The sequence below is a fragment of the Streptomyces sp. NPDC104096 genome (assembly GCF_055584385.1).
Window position 1 is genome coordinate 93,345 of record NZ_JBVJMD010000027.1, and the last position, 17,599, is coordinate 110,943.

15 protein-coding genes are annotated in these 17,599 nt (G+C 70.2%); 1 reads left to right on the forward strand and 14 read right to left on the reverse strand.

Features of this window, described 5'->3' with window-relative positions:
* Positions 1-85: 85 nt before the first annotated feature.
* Both ACZ60B_RS25585 and ACZ60B_RS25590 read right to left on the reverse strand, forming a co-directional pair.
* The gene (locus ACZ60B_RS25585; RefSeq protein ID WP_450665920.1) at positions 86-382 is read right to left on the reverse strand and encodes a DUF3039 domain-containing protein; all 297 of its coding nucleotides are present in this window, start codon (positions 380-382) and stop codon (positions 86-88) included.
* 29 nt (positions 383-411) lie between these two features.
* On the reverse strand, positions 412-981 hold the full coding sequence (locus ACZ60B_RS25590; protein WP_152885050.1) for a YqgE/AlgH family protein: 570 nt from the start codon (positions 979-981) through the stop codon (positions 412-414).
* A gap of 251 nt (positions 982-1,232) precedes the next feature.
* On the opposite strand from ACZ60B_RS25590, the gene murA reads away from it, so the two are divergent.
* Positions 1,233-2,573 carry a UDP-N-acetylglucosamine 1-carboxyvinyltransferase gene (gene murA / locus ACZ60B_RS25595; protein WP_392610711.1) on the forward strand — a complete coding sequence of 447 codons (1,341 nt, stop codon included), beginning with the start codon at positions 1,233-1,235 and terminating at the stop codon, positions 2,571-2,573.
* Positions 2,574-2,753: 180 nt separating this feature from the next.
* Here murA and ACZ60B_RS25600 read toward each other — a convergent pair whose 3' ends face one another.
* From ACZ60B_RS25600 to ACZ60B_RS25655, 12 genes are all read right to left on the reverse strand, one after another.
* Positions 2,754-3,035 carry an HU family DNA-binding protein gene (locus tag ACZ60B_RS25600; protein ID WP_004000874.1) on the reverse strand — a complete coding sequence of 94 codons (282 nt, stop codon included), beginning with the start codon at positions 3,033-3,035 and terminating at the stop codon, positions 2,754-2,756.
* A 355-nt stretch (positions 3,036-3,390) separates the two neighbouring features.
* On the reverse strand, positions 3,391-4,809 hold the full coding sequence (locus tag ACZ60B_RS25605) for an NAD-dependent malic enzyme (RefSeq protein ID WP_469390731.1): 1,419 nt from the start codon (positions 4,807-4,809) through the stop codon (positions 3,391-3,393).
* A 401-nt stretch (positions 4,810-5,210) separates the two neighbouring features.
* Positions 5,211-7,544: a HelD family protein gene (locus ACZ60B_RS25610; RefSeq protein WP_469390733.1), complete on the reverse strand. Its 2,334-nt coding sequence runs from the start codon at positions 7,542-7,544 to the stop codon at positions 5,211-5,213.
* 64 nt (positions 7,545-7,608) lie between these two features.
* Entirely contained in the window at positions 7,609-8,418 is an 810-nt protein-coding gene (locus tag ACZ60B_RS25615) for an anti-sigma factor family protein (protein ID WP_469390735.1), read from the reverse strand.
* Positions 8,418-8,939 carry a sigma-70 family RNA polymerase sigma factor gene (locus tag ACZ60B_RS25620; RefSeq protein WP_010039908.1) on the reverse strand — a complete coding sequence of 174 codons (522 nt, stop codon included), beginning with the start codon at positions 8,937-8,939 and terminating at the stop codon, positions 8,418-8,420. Before ACZ60B_RS25620 ends, ACZ60B_RS25615 begins: the two co-directional genes overlap by 1 nt.
* 329 nt (positions 8,940-9,268) lie before the next feature.
* Entirely contained in the window at positions 9,269-9,886 is a 618-nt protein-coding gene (locus tag ACZ60B_RS25625) for a CGNR zinc finger domain-containing protein (RefSeq protein WP_469390738.1), read from the reverse strand.
* Between the two features lie 158 nt (positions 9,887-10,044).
* Positions 10,045-11,196, reverse strand: a complete 1,152-nt coding sequence (locus tag ACZ60B_RS25630; protein ID WP_469390765.1) for a uroporphyrinogen-III synthase — start codon at positions 11,194-11,196, stop codon at positions 10,045-10,047.
* 191 nt (positions 11,197-11,387) lie between these two features.
* Positions 11,388-12,767 carry a nitrate/nitrite transporter gene (locus tag ACZ60B_RS25635; RefSeq protein ID WP_469390740.1) on the reverse strand — a complete coding sequence of 460 codons (1,380 nt, stop codon included), beginning with the start codon at positions 12,765-12,767 and terminating at the stop codon, positions 11,388-11,390.
* Between the two features lie 169 nt (positions 12,768-12,936).
* Positions 12,937-13,977 (reverse strand): hypothetical protein, encoded by a 1,041-nt coding sequence (locus tag ACZ60B_RS25640; RefSeq protein WP_469390742.1) that lies wholly within the window; start codon positions 13,975-13,977, stop codon positions 12,937-12,939.
* Positions 13,965-14,621 carry a hypothetical protein gene (locus ACZ60B_RS25645; protein ID WP_469390744.1) on the reverse strand — a complete coding sequence of 219 codons (657 nt, stop codon included), beginning with the start codon at positions 14,619-14,621 and terminating at the stop codon, positions 13,965-13,967. Before ACZ60B_RS25645 ends, ACZ60B_RS25640 begins: the two co-directional genes overlap by 13 nt.
* Positions 14,622-14,704: 83 nt before the next feature.
* The gene (locus ACZ60B_RS25650) at positions 14,705-15,973 is read right to left on the reverse strand and encodes an acyltransferase family protein (RefSeq protein WP_469390746.1); all 1,269 of its coding nucleotides are present in this window, start codon (positions 15,971-15,973) and stop codon (positions 14,705-14,707) included.
* A partial coding sequence (locus ACZ60B_RS25655) for a bifunctional polysaccharide deacetylase/glycosyltransferase family 2 protein (RefSeq protein ID WP_469390747.1) occupies positions 15,970-17,599 on the reverse strand: 1,630 nt, incomplete at its 5' end. The genes ACZ60B_RS25655 and ACZ60B_RS25650, both read right to left, overlap by 4 nt.

The following is a 17,599-nucleotide window of genomic DNA, read 5'->3' on the forward strand; positions in this document are numbered from 1 at the left end:
GCACGACGAAGGCCCCCGGGGCGCACGGTCGGTGCGCCCCGGGGGCCTTCTGAGAACGTTTGAGGGGGATCCTGCGGACCAGGGGCTACTTCTTGCCGTCGCCGCCCTTGCCGCCGCCCTTGCCGTCGCCGCCGGCGCCCATGGAGTCGTAGATCTCCTTGCACATGGGACACACCGGGTACTTCTTCGGGTCGCGGCCCGGCACCCAGACCTTGCCGCACAGCGCTACGACGGGGGTCCCGTCGAGGGCGCTCGCCATGATCTTGTCCTTCTGGACGTAGTGGGCGAAGCGCTCGTGGTCGCCGTCGCCGTGGGACACCTGTGGCGTCGGCTCTACGAGGGTTCCCGTACCAGTCCCGCGCTCGGGCTCGAGAGTGCTCATAGGCCCAAGGGTACTGAAGCTCACACGCATCAGTTGAGAGAAGGGTCGTCCGGATACGTGGCCACCATCGCCAGTTCGTTGCGCTGACGGCGCAGGACCTCGCGCCAGAGCCGCTCGGGGGCCGGGGAGGAGACGTCACCCGGTTCGGACTCGACGACGTACCAGGCGCCCTCGACGAGTTCGTCCTCCAGCTGACCCGGCCCCCAGCCGGCGTAACCGGCGAAGATCCGCAGGGAGCCGAGCGCCGAGGCGAGCAGCTCGGGCGGGGCCTCCAGGTCCACCAGCCCGATCGCGCCGTGCACCCGGCGCCAGCCCAGCGGCGCCGCCGCCGAGCCGCCGCCCGGGATCACCGCGACGCCCAGCGCCGAGTCCAGGGAGACCGGGCCGCCCTGGAAGACCACGCCGGGCTCGCCGGCCAGATCGGCCCAGCCCTCCAGGATGTCGCGCACCCCCACCGGTGTCGGACGGTTGAGGACCACACCGAGGGAGCCCTCCTCGTCGTGGTCGAGAAGGAGCACGACCGCACGGTCGAAGTTCGGGTCCGCCAGGGCGGGCGTCGCCACGAGCAGCCGCCCTGTGAGCGAGGACACCTCGGTCATGCCAGACATGATCCCGCATCCGCCCGCCGCATGGGGAGCCAATCAGGGCACGGGAGTGAAGGCAGCTCAGGGCGCACGGACGCATCCCACGCGCACGGCCGGGGCGGTGACCCCATGTGTCCGATTGGGAACGGTTCGTGTTGTGACACAGCTATGACCTGGCTGGGCGGTGCCTGGGCTTACGGGAGAGGGGTACGCGGCGATTACTCTGTCTCATCTCCCCTGGCCCAACTCATCGGAACGCGAGATACATGACCGTCAACGACGATGTCCTGCTTGTCCACGGCGGAACCCCGCTGGAGGGCGAGATCCGTGTCCGCGGTGCGAAGAACCTCGTACCGAAGGCCATGGTCGCCGCGCTGCTGGGCAGCGAGCCGAGCCGTCTGCGCAATGTTCCCGACATCCGTGACGTGCGGGTCGTGCGCGGTCTGCTCCAGCTGCACGGCGTGACGGTCCGCCCCGGTGAGGAGCCGGGCGAGCTGGTGCTCGACCCGTCGCACGTGGAGAGCGCGAACGTCGCCGACATCGACGCCCACGCGGGTTCCAGCCGTATCCCGATCCTGTTCTGCGGCCCGCTGCTGCACCGTCTGGGTCACGCGTTCATCCCGGGCCTGGGCGGCTGCGACATCGGCGGGCGGCCCATCGACTTCCACTTCGAGGTGCTGCGGCAGTTCGGCGCGCGGATCGAGAAGCGCGACGACGGCCAGTACCTGGAGGCGCCGACGCGGCTGCGCGGCACGAAGATCCGGCTGCCGTACCCGTCCGTGGGCGCCACCGAGCAGGTGCTGCTGACGGCCGTGCTCGCGGAGGGCGTCACCGAGCTGTCGAACGCGGCGGTGGAGCCCGAGATCGAGGACCTCATCTGCGTGCTGCAGAAGATGGGCGCGATCATCGCGATGGACACCGACCGCACGATCCGCATCACCGGTGTGGACTCGCTCGGCGGCTACACCCACGCGGCGCTGTCGGACCGCCTGGAGGCCGCCTCGTGGGCGTCCGCGGCGCTGGCCACCGAGGGCAACATCTACGTCCGCGGAGCCCAGCAGCGCTCGATGATGACGTTCCTGAACACCTACCGGAAGGTGGGTGGCGCGTTCGAGATCGACGACGAGGGCATCCGCTTCTGGCACCCGGGCGGCCAGCTGAAGTCCATCGCCCTGGAGACGGACGTGCACCCCGGCTTCCAGACGGACTGGCAGCAGCCGCTGGTGGTCGCGCTGACGCAGGCCACCGGCCTGTCCATCGTCCACGAGACGGTCTACGAGTCCCGGCTGGGCTTCACCTCCGCCCTGAACCAGATGGGCGCCCACATCCAGCTCTACCGCGAGTGCCTGGGCGGCTCCGACTGCCGCTTCGGCCAGCGCAACTTCCTGCACTCCGCGGTCGTCTCGGGACCCACCAAGCTCCAGGGGGCCGACCTGGTCATCCCCGACCTGCGCGGCGGGTTCTCGTACCTCATCGCCGCCCTGGCGGCGCAGGGCACGTCCCGCGTGCACGGCATCGACCTGATCAACCGGGGCTACGAGAACTTCATGGAGAAGCTCGTGGAGCTGGGCGCGAAGGTCGAGCTGCCGGGCAAGGCGCTCGGCTAGCCGCCAGGCCCGTACGTACGCCGATGGGGCGGCCCCCGGTCACGGGGGCCGCCCCATCGGCGTCACTCGGTCGTCCCGGACGTGCGTGTAGTCCCGGGGCGCGGGCCCCGGACGTCGATGCCGTTCCGGGGCGCGGGCGCGGGCGCAGCAGCCCTTCGGGCCTGACGCCCTGCGACGGGCTTACTTGCCCTTCGCGGCTTCCTTGAGCTTGCTGCCCGCGGAGACCTTCACGCTGTAGCCGGCCGGGATCTGGATCGGGTCGCCGGTCTGCGGGTTGCGGGCGGTGCGAGCGGCACGGTGGGTGCGCTCGAAGGTCAGGAAGCCGGGGATGGTGACCTTCTCGTCGCCCTTGGAGACGATGTCGCCGACGACCTCGGCGAACGCGGCCAGCACGGCGTCGGCGTCCTTGCGGGTCACCTCGGCACGGTCGGCCAGCGCGGCCACCAGCTCACTGCGGTTCATGTTGTTACTCCCGTGTTCTTCTTGCCGTTGAGGCGTGCCACGCGGCGGAGCCGCATATTGGGCACAGCGAACTCGATGCTGCCAGGGTCCTCGGACATACCCCGGACCCGGGTCCGTCGTCAGAACCCTCGCGCCCAGAGACGCATCCTGCCCCCACCTGCGGCGGGAAAGCCAATCCGGCACCCCCAGCAGTCGTGAGAACACCCTTGGGAGTCACACGAAATGTGGGGACCGAACCCGGCCGTCACGATAGAGGGCTGTCAGCGACCCCGGTTCCGCGACGCGCCGGGGCGAAACCCGACCGTGGCAATCGTCACAACGCCCTCACAGGCCGGGTCGCCCGTCTTCGCCGAGCCTACGAGACCGACGCGCCCGCGGCCTTCGCGGCCTCCCGGACCGCGCCCGCGACCGCGCCCGCGACCTTGTCGTTGAACACGCTCGGGATGATGTAGTTCGGGTTCAGCTCGTCCTCGGTCACCACGTCGGCGAGGGCCTTCGCGGCCGCGAGCATCATCTCGGTGTTGACCGTCCGGGACTGCGCGTCCAGCAGTCCGCGGAAGACGCCCGGGAAGACCAGCACGTTGTTGATCTGGTTGGGGAAGTCGGAGCGGCCGGTGGCCACAACTGCCGCGGTCTGACGAGCGATTGCCGGGTCGACCTCGGGGTCCGGATTCGCGAGAGCGAACACGATGGCGTTGTCGGCCATCGCGGCCACGTCGTCGCCGTCGAGGACGTTCGGGGCGGAGACGCCGATGAAGACGTCGGCGCCGCGCACGGCTTCCCGGAGGGTGCCGACGAGGCCCTCGGGGTTGGTGTTGTCGGCGATCCAGCGCAGCGGCGAGTCGGCCGCGGCGTCCACCAGGTCCTCGCGGCCGGCGTGCACGACGCCGTGGATGTCGGCGACCACGGCGTTCTTGACGCCCGCGGCGAGCAGCAGCTTGAGGATGGCCGTGCCGGCCGCGCCCGCGCCCGACATGACGACGCGTACGTTCTCGATTCCCTTGCCCACCACGCGCAGCGCGTTGGTCAGGGAGGCGAGGACGACGATCGCGGTGCCGTGCTGGTCGTCGTGGAAGACGGGGATGTCGAGGGCCTCGCGCAGCCGGGCCTCGATCTCGAAGCAGCGGGGCGCGGAGATGTCCTCCAGGTTGATGCCCGCGAAGCCGGGGGCGATCGCCTTGACGATCTCGACGATCGCGTCGGTGTCCTGGGTGTCCAGGCACAGCGGCCAGGCGTCGATGCCGGCGAAGCGCTTGAAGAGGGCCGCCTTGCCCTCCATGACGGGCAGCGCGGCCTTCGGGCCGATGTTGCCGAGGCCCAGCACCGCGGAGCCGTCCGTCACGACCGCAACGGAATTGCGCTTGATGGTGAGGCGGCGCGCGTCCTCGGGGTTCTCCGCGATCGCCATGCACACCCGGGCCACACCCGGCGTGTAGATCATGGACAGGTCGTCACGGTTGCGGATGGGGTGCTTGGACTGCATCTCGATCTTGCCGCCGAGGTGCATCAGGAACGTACGGTCGGAGACCTTGCCGAGGGTGACGCCCTCGATGCCGCGGAGCTTCTCGACGATCTCGTCGGCGTGCGCGGTCGAGCTGGCCGCGATCGTGACGTCTATACGGAGCTTCTCGTGCCCGGAGGCGGTGACGTCGAGGCCGGTCACCGAGCCTCCGGAGGACTCCACGACGTTGGTGAGCTGCGAGACGGCCGTTCCGCTCGCGGGCACCTCCAGCCGGATCGTCATCGAGTAGGAGACGCTGGGCGCCGTTGCCATGGCCGACTTCCTTCTGCTTTCACCGTGTCGCTTCGCTAATGCCGTCCGATCGTCGCACCTACCACCGAGTACGCGGTAGTCGCCCCGGATTGCGGACGTATTGTTCGCAGCCGATGTCGATTCCGGAAAGCGAATTCCACGATACGAGAGACGATCCGGTAAAGAAAGAGGCCCACATCACAGCGTGATGTGGGCCTCTTCGTCGTTCATGACACCGACCCGCCATGCTCGCCTCGCGGCAAGTGGTCGCTCGTGGCGACGAAGGTTGGGCCCGGGGGCTTGGATCGAGCCGGTGTCACACCCAGGCTAACAAACGGATCGGGCAAGACCATTCCCGTGCGCGGAGTTCACAGGAAACAGACCGAGGTTTCACCGGAATCGCCCCCGGACGGCCGCAGGGTTCAGTCCCTGAGCAGGTCCGGCACCCCCGCCTCGTCCGGCTCGTCCCGTCCCGCCGAGACGACCGTCAGCTGCTGGGTGGCCCGGGTCAGCGCGACGTACAGCACGCGCAGCCCCGCAGGGGACTCGTCCGCGATCTCCGCGGGCGACACCACGACCGTCGCGTCGTACTCCAGTCCCTTGGCCTCCAGGCTGCCGAGGGCCACCACCCGGTCGCCGAGCCCGGCGAGCCAGCGCCTGGCCTCCTCGCGGCGGTTCATGGCGACGACCACGCCGACCGTGCCGTCGACCCGGTCGAGCAGCCGGGCGGCCTCCTCGCGGACGGTCTCCGCGAGCGGGTTCCGGCCGGCGGCGCCCTGGCCGCGGTCGGTCGCCACGAAGCGCGGCTCCACGCCCGTGGAGCGGACCGCGGACGGGGAGACGGAGCCGGGCATGGCGAGCGCGAGCACCTTGGCCGCCAGCTCGGCGATCTCGGCCGGGTTGCGGTAGTTCACCGTCAGCTGGAAACGGCGGCGCGGACGGGTGCCCAGGGCCTCGTCGCGGGCCTCGGCCGCCTCGTCGGGGTCGGACCACGACGACTGCGCCGGGTCCCCGACGATCGTCCAGGTGGCGTGCCTGCCGCGCCGGCCCACCATGCGCCACTGCATCGGCGTGAGGTCCTGCGCCTCGTCGACGATGACGTGCGCGTACTCGGTGCGCTCCTGCGCCAGCCGCTCGGCCCGCTCGCGCTGCGTCTCCTCGCGTACGGGCATCAGCTCCTCCAGGCCGGTGAGCTGGTCGAGCGGGTCCAGCTCGCGCCGCTTGCGGGGGCGGACCGGGGCGCCGAGGACGGCTTCCAGTTCGTCCAGCATGGCCACGTCGTGCACGGACAGGCCGTCCCGGGCGAGGGAGCGGGCGACCCGGCGCACCTCGCCGGGGTTGAGGATCCGCCGGGCCCAGCGCCCCAGCCGCCGCTCGTCGGCCATCGCCGCCAGCACGGACCGCGGCGCCAGCTCGGGCCACCAGGCGTCGAGGAACTCGATGAAGCTGTCCTCGGAGGTCACGTCCTCGTCGAAAGAGGAGCGCAGCTCGGCGGCCAGCTCGGGGTCGGAGTGCCGGCCGGCCGCGCCGGACTGCTCCCACAGCGCGTCCAGCAGCAGCTTGCGGGCGCGCGGGCGCAGCAGGTTGACGGGCGCGGTGCCGCCGAGGGCGTTGTTGCGGATGCGTTCCAGCCGGTCGGCCTCCAGCTCCAGCCGGCGGCCGAAGGCGACGACCCGCAGCCGGGCGGGCGTGTCCTTGGAGTCCAGCGCCCCGCGGGCCGCCTTCCGCAGCACCTTCAGCATCCGGTACGAGCCCTTGGCGCGGGCCACCGCCGGGGAGTCGTACAGGGTGGCCTCCGCGCCGTCGACGAGGGAGCCGATCGCCCGGATGGCGACCTGGCCCTCCTCGCCGAGGGACGGCAGGACGCCCTCGGTGTACGCCACCAGCAGGGGCGTGGGCGAGACGATCAGGATGCCGCCCGCGTACCGGCGGCGGTCCTGGTAGAGGAGGTAGGCCGCCCGGTGCAGGGCGACGGCGGTCTTGCCGGTGCCGGGGCCTCCCTCGACGTAGGTCACGGAGGCGGCGGGGGCGCGGATCACCAGGTCCTGCTCGGCCTGGATGGAGGCGACGATGTCCCGCATGGTGTGGCTGCGGGCCTGGCCGAGCGCGGCCATGAGCGCGCCGTCGCCGATGACGGGCAGCCGGTCGCCGTCGAGGAAGGCGGTCAGCTCGGGGCGCATCAGGTCGTCCTCGACGCCGAGGACGCGGCGGCCCTTGGAGCGGATGACCCGGCGCCGCACGACCCGGCCGGGGTCGACCGGGGTGGAGCGGTAGAACGGCGCGGCCGCGGGGGCCCGCCAGTCGATGACCAGAGGCGAGTAGTCCTGGTCGAGGACGCCGATGCGGCCGATGTGGAGCGTCTCGGCGATGTCGGCGGTGCTGTCGTCGCGGACGGCGCCCTCGGCGGGCTCGACGGCCGTGTAGGCGCCGTCGGGCCCCTTCTTGCCGTCCTTGCCGGGCAGCAGGTCGATCCGGCCGAAGAGGAAGTCCTCGAACTCGTTGTTGAGCCGGTTGAGGTGCACCCCCGCCCGGAAGACCTGGGCGTCCCGCTCGGCGAGCGCGCCGGGCGTGCCGACCTGGCCGCGCTTGGCCGCGTCGTTCATGAGGAACTCGGCCTCGTGGATCTTCTCCTCGAGCCTGCGGTACACCTGGTCCAGGTGTACCTGCTCGATGCCGATCTCCCGGTCCCGTACGGAGTCGTGCGTTTCGCCGTGGACCGAACCGACCGCGGTTTCCTGTTGAGCCTGAGCGGCCACCGGGCCCCCTTCTGACGTGCTGGGCAGCCGTCAACCGTACGCGAAGGGGACCCCGCCCGGGAAGTTACGCGTCCACCTCCACCAACCGCTTGCCATCGAAGGTCATCACTTCGAAGTGGTCGATCTGGTTGGGGGTGAAGGCGGCACCGCCGTGGACGTACAGCGGGTTCTTCGCGGTCTCGGTCTTGGCGTCGGCCAGGCCGTAGCCCCAGTTCGGCACGGACCAGGAGGTGACGGTCTCGCGTTCGCCGTTCTTGCCGACGGCGATCAGAGAGCACTTCTCCGGTCCGCTGACGTTCTTGAGCTGGAGGACGGCGTGGGTACCCCAGTCCTTCTTCTCCACGGCCACGGTCGCGGTGACATGGGTCGTCGGGTCCGTGGCCGACTTCTTGTCGGTCATGGTCTGGAAGGCGGCCTGCGCCGGTCCCGCCGCCGTGTTGTTCGTGCCCGAGTCCGAGCCGCCGGTCGCCGCCAGCACCGTCAGCGGACCGCCGACGATCAGCGCGGCCGCGGCCGCCACCAGGTAGAAGCCGCGCCGGCGCTTGGCCGCGCGACGCTCGGCGACCTCGTCGACGAGCTTCTCCGCCAGCCGTGGGCTGGGCATCGCGGACAGGGACTCGCCGATCGCGGGAGTGCCGGCGCCGGGCAGGTCCGCGAGGGCGGCCAGCATCGGCTCCATCCCGGCGAGCTCCTCGAGCTGCTGGGCGCACCATTCACAGGTCGCGAGATGGGACTCGAAAGCGGTTGCTTCGGCGTCGTCAAGAATCCCGAGGGCGTAGGCGCCGACAGTCTCGTGCTCGTTCGGGGCCGGTGTTCCCTGCATGGGGCCAGACATACCCGAACCGCCCGTTCCGAACCCCCCGTATACGCTCATCACGCCGTCACCCCCCGCTCCTCCAGTGCCAGCTTCATCGACCGCAGGGCGTAGAAGACCCGCGAGCGGACCGTGCCGCTGGGTATGCCCAGGGTCTCGGCCGCCTCATTGACCGTACGCCCCTTGAAATACGTCTCGACCAGCACCTCCCGGTGGGCGGGGGTCAGGTCGTCCAGCGCGTCCGACAACGTCATCAACCACAGCGCCTTGTCGATCTCGTCCTCCGCGGGGATGACCTCCAGCGGCGACGGATCGACCTCCTGCGGCCGGGCCTGCCGGCTGCGGTGGCCGTCGATGACGATGCGACGCGCGACCGTCACCAGCCAGGGGCGTACCGATCCGGTCGCCCGATTGAGCTGACCGGCGTTCTTCCAGGCACGGATGAGTGTCTCCTGCACGACGTCCTCGGCACGCTGCCGGTCGCCGGCGACCAGCCTCAGGACATACGCAAGGAGGGGTCCGGCGTGCTCCCGATACAGGGCACGCATCAGCTCCTCATCAGGCTCCGAGGGCTGGGACATGCGATGCCGGGCCCTCGGTCCACGTTCATTGGCCACGACAGAATCCTTGCGCACGCCCACCTCCGATGTCCGGGGGATCCCCCAGTCGGTCGCTCGCCGAGGGGTACGGACACGAGTGGCGGGATGTTCAAACCTGGGCGTCAGTTTTCTTTGTGGTGGCATGACGTGACGGACATGAGCGCACATTCCTCCTGCACGATCTTTACATTTCCCCCACGAGGGCAAGATCGCTTCAACTGCCCGCGCCACGCCGAAGGCAAACGGAGTGTTACCGAAATCACTCCGTCAATTCCCCTGCTCCCGCACCACAGAAGCCGCAAAGGCGACACTCAGGCCTGCGCGAGGGCCGCGCGACGACGGTGCCGCGCCACTCTCTCGCGGTTTCCGCAGACCTCGCTGGAGCACCAACGCCTCCTGCGCCCCCGCGAGGTGTCCAGATAGACGATCGGGCAGTTGTCCCCCTCGCACTGCCGCAGCCCGGCCCGGGCGAGGGGGTCCGTGAGCAGTTCCACGCAGTCCCTGGCGACCGCCGCGAGCAGCGCCGCGCACTCCGGCGGTCCGGCCAATTCCCTTACGAGGGTGCCGTCCTCGGCGCGGACGGCGCGCGGGACCGGCGGCGCGGCACGGGCGGACTCGTTGACGCGTGTCAACGCGAGGTCCCGGGACGCGGCGTCGCCATCGCCGTGCGAGCGGGCGCGGGCGCCGAGGCAACCGCTTACCAACCACGCGATCTGTGAACGCAGTTCGCTGAACGCGATCGGCCAGGACGCGTCGGCGTGCGCCAGCGGGGTGCCCGGCGGGACCAGTCCGGCGCGGATGATCCAGGCGCGCAACGCCACGAGGGAGTCGAGGCGTTCGCCGGGATGGGCGGTCGCGAGGAGATCCAGACAGATCCGCCCGGCGTCGAACCGCATCTCGTACGGGGCTGTGGCCGTACCCAGTGCCATGTGCCTGTCACCGCCTAGGGGTTGCCCCGCGGGGGACGGGGCCGGTGGGTTCCGGGGGGAAGGGGCCTGGAGAACCGTTCCCTCCCACAGTGCCCGCCCGTCCGCTCCCCCGGAACCCCTCGTCACTTCCCGCTCCGCGTACGGCTCCGGGCTCCGCCCTACACGTCCGCGTACTTCGCGTCCGCCGCCGGGTCCAGCGCCAGGCGGTACCCGCGCTTGACCACCGTCTGGATCAGCTTCGGCACGCCGAGAGCCGTACGCAGGCGGGCCATCGCCGTCTCCACCGCGTGCTCGTCACGGCCCGCGCCGGGCAGCGCCCGCAGCAGTTCCGAGCGGGCGACCACCCAGCCGGGGCGCCGGGACAGCACCCGCAGCAGGGACATGCCGGCCGGCGGTACGGGCTTGAGGTCGCCGTCCACCACCACCGCGTGCCCGCGGATCTCCACCCGGTGCCCGGCGATCGGCAACGCCCGTGCCCGTGCGGGCAGTTCGTGGCAGAGCAGTTGGACGAGCGGTCCGAGCCGGAAGCGTTCGGGCTGGACCGTGTCGATGCCCCGGGCCTGCAACGGCAGCGCGGTGACCGGCCCGACGCAGACCGGCAGCACGTCGTGCTGGAGTGCGGCGAGCAGCTCGGGCAGCAGCCCGCGGTCCTCGGCGCGCGAGAGCAGGGACGCGGCGGCCGGGGCGCTGGTGAAGGTGACCGCGTCCAGTCCGCGCGAGACGGTGGCGTCCAGCAGCCGGTCGAGGGGCGCGAGGTCCTCGGGCGGCATCCAGCGGTACACCGGGACCCCGACGACCTCCGCGCCCGCGGCCCGCAACGCCTCCACGAACCCCGGCACCGGCTCACCGTGCAGCTGTACGGCGACCCGGCGCCCGTCGACCCCCTCCTCCAGGAGCCGGTCGAGCACCTCGGCCATCGACTCGCTCGACGGCGACCAGCCCTCGGTCAGCCCGGCGGCCCGGACGGCTCCCTTGACCTTGGGCCCGCGCGCCAGCAGTTCCACCTCGCGCAGCCGCTCGACCAGCGACTCGCCGAGGCCCCAGCCGTCGGCGGCCTCGACCCAGCCGCGGAAGCCGATGGCCGTGGTGGCCACCACGACGTCCGGCGCCCGGTCGATCAACTGCTTCGTCGCCGTGAGGAGTTCGCCGTCGTCGGCCAGGGGCACGATGCGCAGTGCCGGGGCGTGCAGCACGGCGGCCCCGCGGCGGCGCAGGAGCGCGCCGAGTTCGTCGGCCCGCCGCGCGGCCGTCACGCCCACGGTGAAGCCCGCGAGGGGACCGGGCGCCGGTCGTTTCTCTTCGTCGTACATAGGCTCTCGTCCCGGGCTGGAGAAGGTCGGCAACTGCTGCTCGCTGACCGCGTTCGGCTGTTTTCTGGCACGCATGGCAACAGCACTCTCTCCCACTCGGCCCCCTGAGGAACGATGTGCACCTACGTGCCGAGCGAGCCTGTCAACGGTGCGTGACAGACTCGGTTCGGCCTCGTGTCGCCGGTGTTACGTCACACCTCGGCGTAGCTGAGCTGCGGCTTCGTCTCTGCGGCCACCTCGGCCCGGGGCCGGGCGTCCGGACGGCGAAGGTATACGGACCAGGTCACCGCGAAGCACAGTCCGTAGAAGGCGAGGAAGGCGACGAACGCTCCGGTGCCGGAGCCGTAGGAGAGGAAGGACTGCCGGAAGGCGAGGTTGATGCCGACGCCGCCGAGCGCGCCGACCGCGCCGATGAGTCCCATGGAGGCCCCGGAGAGCCGGCGTCCGTGCCGGGCGGCCGCCTCGCCCGTCAGCCCCTGGGCGAGTGCCTTGGCGTGGAAGATGCCGGGGATCATCTTGTACGTCGACCCGTTGCCGAGCCCGCTGAGCACGAACAGGACGACGAACACGGACACGAACAGCGGCAGCGACTTCGCCATGGAGGCGAACACCAGGCAGGCCGTGGCGACCGCCATCCCGACGAAGTTGTACAGCGTGATCCGCGCTCCGCCGAACCGGTCGGCGAGCCGCCCGCCCACGGGCCGGATCAGCGAACCGAGCAGCGGGCCGATGAAGGTGAGGTAGGCCGCCTGGAGGGGCGTACGCCCGAACTCGTTGGTCAGCACCTGTCCGAAGGCGAAGCTGTAGCCGATGAAGGAGCCGAAGGTGCCGACGTAGAGGAAGGACATGATCCAGGTGTGCGCGTCCTTCGCGGCGTCGATCGCGGCGCCGGTGTCGTTCTTCACGGACGCGATGTTGTCCATCCTGAGCGCCGCGAGGGTGGCGGCCAGGACGATCAGCGGGATGTAGATCGCGAGCACCACGCGCGGACCGCCGCTCGCGCCGATGACCGCGAGCGCCACGAGCTGGATGACCGGTACGCCGATGTTGCCGCCGCCCGCGTTGAGCCCGAGGGCCCAGCCCTTCTTCCGGAGCGGGAAGAAGGCGTTGATGTTGGTCATGCTGGAGGCGAAGTTGCCGCCGCCGACCCCGGCGAGCAGCGCCACCAGCAGGAACGTGGAGAACGACGTCCCCGGCTCCATCACGGTGAACGCGGCGACGGTGGGGATCAGCAGGAGGGAGGCCGAGATGACCGTCCAGTTCCGGCCGCCGAAGACCGCCACGGCGAAGGTGTAGGGCACCCGCACCACGGCCCCCACCAGCGTGACCACGGACGTCAGCAGGAACTTGTCGGCCGGGGTCAGCCCGTACTCCGGTCCCATGAAGAGCACCAGCACGGACCACAGGGTCCAGACGGAGAAGCCGATGTGCTCGGCGAGGACGGAGAAGAGCAGGTTGCGGCGGGCCACCTTCTCCCCCGACTCCTGCCAGAAGGCCTCGTCCTCCGGATCCCAGTGCTCGATCCAACGGCCTCCCCTGCTCGCTGCGGGGGCTGTATCAGGGGCAGTCATGACGCCTCCACGGTGCTTCGGGACTCGGACGGTTCTCGAGGTGACGAACGGTGCTGAGTCCCGAAGGTAGGGAGGGCGCGTTTCCTGGTTGTGGCTGTGAGTGACCGGAAGGGAACTTTGCCCTCACCCCGGGAAGCGGACGGGTGAGAGGTCGTTCCCTTCCGGGACCTCAGCGGTTGACGGCCTGGATCTCCTGGACGACCACGTCCTGGTCGGCACCGAAGGTGCCGTCGGGGAGGTCACCGCCGGTGTTGCCGGAACCCACCCAGTGGATCTTCCAGGTGACGGTGGCCCTGAGGTGGTACGAGCCGTCGCCGGAGGAGCGCAGGTACCTCACCCCGCACGGCGGTGTCTCGTTCTGCTTGCCCGCGGCGTACTCCTCGCCGATGTGCCCGCCGCGGATCTCGCAGACCCCGGACGCCGGATACGTCTCCGCGTCCGCCGTGCCGGGCTCGATCTTCAGCGCGACCGGTTCGGCGGTCGTGGTCGCGAAGAGGCCGTTGATGCCCGGGACACGGGCGGTGACGGAGACGGGCTTGAAGTCGGCGCCGTCCAGCCACGCCCAGGTCGGCAGGTTCACCTTGGTGGTGCCCTCGGGCTTGAGGGTGACCGGCTTGGTGGGGACGCGGATCTCGGCGTAGGCGAGGCCCGCCAGGATCTCGGGGGTCACCACGTTCGGGATGTCGGCGGGCGGGGCGTCACCGTTGTCCACCCAGAAGGGACGGTGGTCGCACTTGTCCCAGCCCGGCGGGAAGCTCTTGTTGACGTACGAGTCCCACCAGTAGCCCTTGCCGGCCTTCTCCTTGTTGAAGTCCTTGTACTCGCCGTCGACGTAGTAGGCGCGCTGATCGGCGTCCCACGCGTCACCGGTGGACCCCGCCTCCCAGATCGGCTCCAGGGTGTCCTGCAACTCCTGGGGCGTGTACTTCGGCGCGTACCAGCAGGCGGGCGGGGTCCAGGAACTGTTGGAGGAGGCGACGGGGCCCACGTGGTCGCCGCTGCCGTTCTTGGAGGTGTCGAAGACGACGCCGTTGGCGGACGCGGAGACGGTGTCGCCGTTCACGTTGCCGGAGGTCTGGCTGCCGGACGGAGGCGTCTGGGCACCCCCACCGATCTTGGTGTCCGCCATGGCGGGAGACGCGCCGGCGATGATGGAGCCGACCAGCGTCGTAACTATCAGCGCTCTAGAACCGGCGTTCACGGCTGGCACTTGGAGCTCCCCCTCTGAGACTGAAGCTTTTCGATGACCCAGACGCCCTTGGCGTTCTTGTTCATCTGAGTGGCGTAAAGAACGTAACTGTTCTTGGTGACGGCCGTCTTGTCGGTCTTCTTCGTCTTCAGGTAGTAGTCGTAGGCCTTGCTCTGGTCCTCGCAGTAGACCAGTGACGCCTTCTTGGGACCACTGACGTTGACCACCGCGTCGTAATAGCGGTAACTGCCGGTCGTACGTGCCGCGGCCTTGACGTACAACTGGATGAACTGTTGCGTCTGCGCGGCGGCTTCGCCCTCGTAGTAGTACAAGTACGCCTTGTCGAGGGCGTTCTGGTTGGTGATCGCGAGGTCGACCGCCTTGATGGACTGCTCGCTGTCGGCAAGGACCGCGTCCTTGTCCGCGTTGCCCGTCTTCGGCCAGTCGAAGGTGTACGACAGATCCGACGGCAGCTCGATCTTCGGGCGGTCCGCCGCCTCCGGTGCCGAAGGGCTCGGTGAGGCCGACGGCGACGTGTCCGTGTCCGCGCCCGCGATCTTGTCGTTGCCCTTCGAACCACCGTCTCCGCCACCGCAACCGGTGAGGAGGAGCAGCGCCGTCGCTCCGGCGGCGGCTGTGGTGAGCAGGCGAGGGCGGCGGGTCACGGGAGGCTCCTGTGTCGTAGTGGCGAAGCCCCGCTACGGTAGCGGGGCTTCGCGTCATGACACCAGTGCGGCCGGACGGGCCGTCAGGCCCGGTGCGCTCCCGGGCGCGAGCCCGAACCGTCGGGCCACAGGCGTGGCCTGCGCTTTGCCGCGACGTCCTCCATCCAGCCGAAGCAGAGGACACAGCCGGCGGTGAGGACCCAGACCACGACCAGCACGGGCCAGGAACTCGTCAGGATCCAGGGCGCGTCGTCGTAGAGGAACGTGACGTTCCACAGGTGGTCCCACAGGGTGCCCGCGACGACGATGCACACGTTGTGCCACAGATAGATCGTCACCGCGCGGGCGTTGAAGAGGGTGACCAGGCGGTCCCAGCGGCGCAGCGGACGCGGCCACTCGGACCACGAGGGGCTGATGTGCAGCAGCAACAGCACGGTGGCGAAGGACCACAGCGCCTGGGCGAACGGCATGTCGTCGAGGTCGTGGCCCGGCGCGAAACCGTGGGTGAGCGCGTACCAGAGGCCGATGCCCGCGACGACCGGCGCCAGGGACGGCACGACATAGCGGGGGAGTTTCTTCAGGACGCCCTGCTGGTGGGCCATGCCCGCCAGCCAGCACGAGCCGAACGCCCCGAAGTCGCTGAGGTTGGAGTCGAGCCGCGAGAACGGCACGGTGAGCAGGCCGAACTCCAGCGCCGCGGACAGGGCGATCGGCGCGAGGATCGTCGGCCAGGGCAGCCGGCGCAGGGCGCGCAGCATGAGCGGGGAGAGCAGCACGAACCAGAGGTAGGCGCGGATGTACCAGAGGGGTACGGCCAGTTCCGTGGCCCACTCGTCGCCGATCAGGCCGTGGATGCCGTGTACCTGATCGCCGAAGGGCGGGTCGCTCAGCGGCAGGATCCAGAAGCCGAGGTGGATCCACCACCAGCCGGGGTGTCCGTCGGAGTCGGGGCCCCAGCCGCCCAGCAGCATGCCCGTGACGCCGACCGCGCCGAGCAGCCACAGCGGGGGCAGCAGGCGCCGCATCCGGCCGCGTACGACCTGCACGGCGGGACGCTTGCCGAGCGAGTTGGCCATGAGGTTGCCGGCCAGGGCGAACATCACGCCCATGGACGGGAACACCACGGGCAGCCAGGCCCAGCCGAACAGGTGGTAGAAGACGACCCGGAAGAGCGCGATCGCGCGCAGCAGGTCGAAGTACCGGTCGCGTCCGGAGGCGCGCTTCGGCTCCTCGGCGGACGTGGGCGCGGACTCGGCCGCGGGTGCCGGGTCCGGTGCCGAGGGCTGCTGCGGTATGCGCGCCGGGTTCGGCGGCTGGGTGGTCATGCTGGCTTCGGGGTGGTGCGGGTTCATGCGACCGGCCTTCCGTCCATGACGCGCTGTTCCTGCGCGGGCGCGTTCGGCGGTGCCGACACCCCGCCCTTACGGCGCAGCTTCTGCCAGCGCAGCCGGCCGCCGGTCAGGGCCGTGATCCAGGACTGGAGCAGGACGACGTACATGAGCTGTCGGTAGAGGATCTGTTGGAGGGGCAGGGAGATGAGCGGGGTGAGGCGCTCACGGTCGAGGACGAAGGCGTAGGACGCGCAGACCACCTGGACGGCCAGGACGCCGAACCAGGCCACGATCGTCTTCTGGGTGGGGCCGAAGAGCAGGCCGTAGACGAGGAACATGTCGATCAGGGGCGCCAGCAGCGGGGCCAGCACCATGAACAGGGAGACCAGGGGCAGGCCGACGCGGCCGAAGCGGCCGGACGGGCCGCGTTCGACGACCGCCTTGCGGTGCTTCCAGATCGCCTGCATGGTGCCGTACGACCACCGGTAGCGCTGGGACCACAGCTGCTGGACCGACTCCGGGGCCTCGGTCCAGGCGCGGGCCTTCTCCGCGTAGACGACCTTCCAGCCGTCGCGGTGGATGGCCATGGTGATGTCGGTGTCCTCGGCGAGGGTGTCGTCGCTCATGCCGCCGACGCGTTCCAGCGCGGAGCGGCGGAAGGCGCCGACCGCGCCGGGGATGGTGGGCATGCAGCGCAGGACGTCGTACATCCGGCGGTCGAGGTTGAAGCCCATCACGTACTCGATGTGCTGCCAGGCGCCGATGAGGGTGTCCTTGTTGCCGACCTTGGCGTTGCCCGCGACCGCGCCCACCTTCGGGTCGGCGAACGGCTGCACCAGTTCGCGGACGGTGGCCGGTTCGAAGACGGTGTCGCCGTCCATCATCACGATCAGGTCGTACCGGGCGTTGGCCAGGCCGCGGTTGAGGGCGGCCGGCTTGCCCGCGTTGAGCTGACGGATCACCCGTACGTCGGGCAGGTTCAGGTCCTCGACGATGCGGGCGGTGCCGTCGCTGGAGCCGTCGTCGATGACGAGGATCTCGATGGGGTGCTCGCTGGCCATCAGGGAGTGCACGGTGTTCTCGATGCACTTGGCCTCGTTGTACGCCGGGACCAGCACCGACGCCGGTTCGGTGATCGGGCTCGGCCCCCAGCGGAATTTGCGGTGACGGGTCTTGCGGGCGTGCAGGACGGACAGCAGCAGCATCAGGCCGAAGCGGGCGAGGACCAGGCCGCCGACGACGGCGAGGCCGACGACCAGGACGTCGGTCACGTCGTCCGAGGCCTGCACCAGGAAGATCCAGGCCTTGCCCTTCCACAGGTCGAGGCCGGTGACCGGGGTGTCCGCGTTCGGGGCCGCGAGGGCCTCGGTGAGGTTCTGGAACTCGTAGCCCCGGCTCTGGAGCTGTGGCAGGTAGCGGTCGAGGGCCTGCACGGTCTGGTGGCGGTCGCCGCCGGAGTCGTGCATCAGGACGATCGCGCCCTTGCCGCCCTTGGGCGTGGCGTTGCCGATGATGGTGTCGACGCCCGGCTTGCGCCAGTCCTCGCTGTCGATGTCGTTGACGACGGTGAGGTAGCCGCGCGAGCCGATGTACTCGGTGACCGGCCAGGACTTGTCGTCCATGGCGTCGGCGAACGACGAGTACGGC